This is a genomic window from Enterobacter sp. PL1 (assembly GCF_945957325.1).
In the GTDB taxonomy this organism is placed as follows: domain Bacteria; phylum Pseudomonadota; class Gammaproteobacteria; order Enterobacterales; family Enterobacteriaceae; genus Enterobacter; species Enterobacter roggenkampii.
This window is the reverse complement of record NZ_CAMFKT010000066.1, coordinates 1-3029: the sequence shown is the minus strand read 5'-3', so window position 1 is coordinate 3029 and position 3029 is coordinate 1. Positions and strand designations below refer to the sequence as shown.

Annotated in this window: 2 protein-coding genes; both read right to left on the bottom strand. The window is 33.7% G+C overall.

All coding sequences use genetic code 11. The features are described 5' to 3' along the window. The coding region (locus N6P30_RS24160; protein ID WP_260630001.1) for a DNA-binding protein at positions 1–1832 on the bottom strand (1832 nt) is incomplete at its 3' end. Further along, a partial coding sequence (locus N6P30_RS24155; RefSeq protein ID WP_260630000.1) for a site-specific integrase occupies positions 1829–3029 on the bottom strand: 1201 nt, incomplete at its 5' end. The genes N6P30_RS24155 and N6P30_RS24160, both read right to left, overlap by 4 nt.

The window sequence follows — 3029 nt, the reverse complement described above, 5'->3', positions numbered from 1 at the left end:
TGGTGTTGCAACCATTTGTCTGCACCATAATCACCATTTTCATAAGCGATCTGAGTTATTCTCTTTAATTGCATTACTTTCTCTCGGACAGATTGCAGTCTAATTCTATCTACTGAGTTAATGTCCGGTGTTTCATTATCACATTCAATAAGATGATTAATTTTTGCACAAGGCTTGATTAAATAGTTATGTACACAGTAACCAAATTCAGTTAAGTGTATTGCACCTTGATTAAGGTTATCAAAATCAATTGTCAATTCATTTGTGGGTATTGACTCCCTTTGACAGTAATTACTCCTATTCAATTTAATAGCTTTGATTTTATCTAACATATCTTCTTCTGACACATGGTTATAAACTCTGTTCTGATTCGCATTGATACGACCAGACCATTTAGCTATATCCAGTTCAGACATTTCACCATAATGGGCTATTGTGTTTAAAAGGTGCCGTGGCTGGTGTGAGCGAATAAGTAGTGGTTTACCTTCATCATCATAATACCCATATCGGGAAAATATATTTTTATAATTCATCTCATAGCTTTTTTTTCTTTGTATGTCACTGAAAAAGAAACTTTTAGTAGGTTTGTAAAATGTGAAAATTGAAGTCATTCTTGATAAAGAAAATTGATCAGTATTGAGCAAGCATAAAGCATTACTAAATTTTATGGATTTTTCTTTATCATACCATGGAAAATCTCTGCTAAAATTAGAACTAATAATTTCCCACAAATTACTCAATGAATAGTTGTAATCATTGTGGTTTAAGAAACTTTTCCCACCATCCAAACTCGTTCTTTTAATTTTTAAAACACATGATTTATGATCAAATAAATTATACCCCAGTGCATGGCAAACTTGTACAACGGTCAATTTAGCTTTTTCATCAACTGTTGGGCAAAGCTCATGTCGGTAAAATTTATCCGGGTACTTTTCGCACCAGTGAGCAAGTGCTCTTGCATTTTGTGATAAGGAAAGTAATCTTCTAATCGCTTTCTTTGCAACTGGTATCATAACCCGTGGAATCCATTTGATATTAGGGCCATACCCTTTTACCGAATAAAATCTCAAACCATATCTTTCGATACCCTTGCCATCTATTTGTGTAATCTCACAATCAGCAGGTAAGGCTAAAATTTCAGAAATTCTGCTCGGACAACAAAGTAGAAGTGCAAATACTGAACTGGTGAACTTATCCCTTGGACTCAGTAACTCATCATTTTGAGAAAAAATATCAGCAATAGCGAGCAATGCTTCTTCATCTGGTAACTTATCGCTTCGGTGATAATCCTCAATCTCAGGAAGATAATTGTTTTTGACTTTCTGTTTTACATGGTTTTTCCATGAGATATATCCTGACTTCACAAGATTATGTTCACACAGAAACTTTGATATTTTTTCAAGCTGTATTCCACATTTAGCCAAAACGTTACCTTCAAAATATTTACTCCCGATCTGCATTGCCTCATCGAAAACAACGGCTGTAACATTATAAATGAGACCAGTGTTCTGAACCTGCAAAAGGGCCTGTTCGAGACATCGCAAGGCCATCATAATAACCCCATAATTTTTCAATGGTTTCAATGTGTGTTGATATCTGATATATGCTTTCGCAAAATTGATATAATCTTCGTGCATTGCATCAATGGAATCAAAGATTTTATTTCCAATCCCTATTTTTCTAAATGTGACATATCCTTTCCAGGCATACTGCTCCCAATCCTGAGTTTGGTTTAGTCCGGACAGTTGATAGCGACAAAATTTTATGAACTCATTATAATTTTCTTCTACAAGAATATGTTTTTTTGATTTGAACAAAATAATATTATTCATAGTTGATTCACCTCACTGCGATCAATCGGAATAAAAAACATACATTGATTGCAAGGAAATCCTGAATTCTGACTCTGGCATCTACTTGAAGAAAAAAATTTGAAATGACTACTCTTTTTCGATTTGATTCCGTTCATAAAAATATCAGCGACAAATGACAATTGTTCTGAAACAGCGGAATCAATCCTTTCAACACTGTCAGCATGATTTTTAATATAAATCCCCGCACTTGAAGTAGATGAATGATCCAATAATTCAGCTATAGTATTAACATTATGCCCATTCTTAGCCAGCATAGTTGCTATTGTATAACGAAGCCTACGAGGAGTAATATTTAGTATCGAACCGGTACGGTTGGATATTACATTCCCATTATTAACAATACTTTTCAATGCTACATTAGCAATTGTAGGCTTCGCATATAATTTATTATATTCCAGAAGTATTGAACCTGTTATGGATAAATCTGAGAGTTTTTCCTCATTTAAGAAAACAGGAACTTCTCGTTTAGAATAATCATCAAGAGTTTTTCCAAGAGCTTGCTCAACAAGTTTCACTGATTGATTAGCTTGCAATTGAACAATTGATGCAACCTCTGATATTATTGCAAGTTCTCGATATCGTAGTTCTTTACCCCGTTGTTTTACTCGTGGCACTGAAATTACATATTCTACTTTGCCATTATCTAAGTTCTTTTGAAGAAGGTCTTTATATTTCAACATAACTAACTGCTGAGGTCTTCTACCTGTAAGACTGATCAATAGTGATATTGCATAATGTGGCAGTGACAGTTCACCTTTTCTATATGCATGATTCATAGCCTTAATCAAAGAAGTATGTTCTTCTTTATTTAATGGTCCCTCTGTTGGATCATCTTGAAGCACAGACTGACCAGATTTTTTTATTTTTAGGTCCAAATGCTTTAACAGTTCTACAGCACTTTCATCTATTCCCGTATATCCTAACTCAAACCATTTAATCAAAAATGGTCGTAAAACGCGAAATGATGCTGGGGCTTTTGATAATTTCTTATTTTGATATTCAATTAGAACCTTATCATCAATATGAGTAGGAGATAGTTTACGGATAAGACTCTCCATATTTCTAACAATATTTTTCACATACAAATAGCTGTTGCTATTAAAATAATATTGTACTGTATATACAAACCCACAAACCAAATTTTCGTTCATAGCA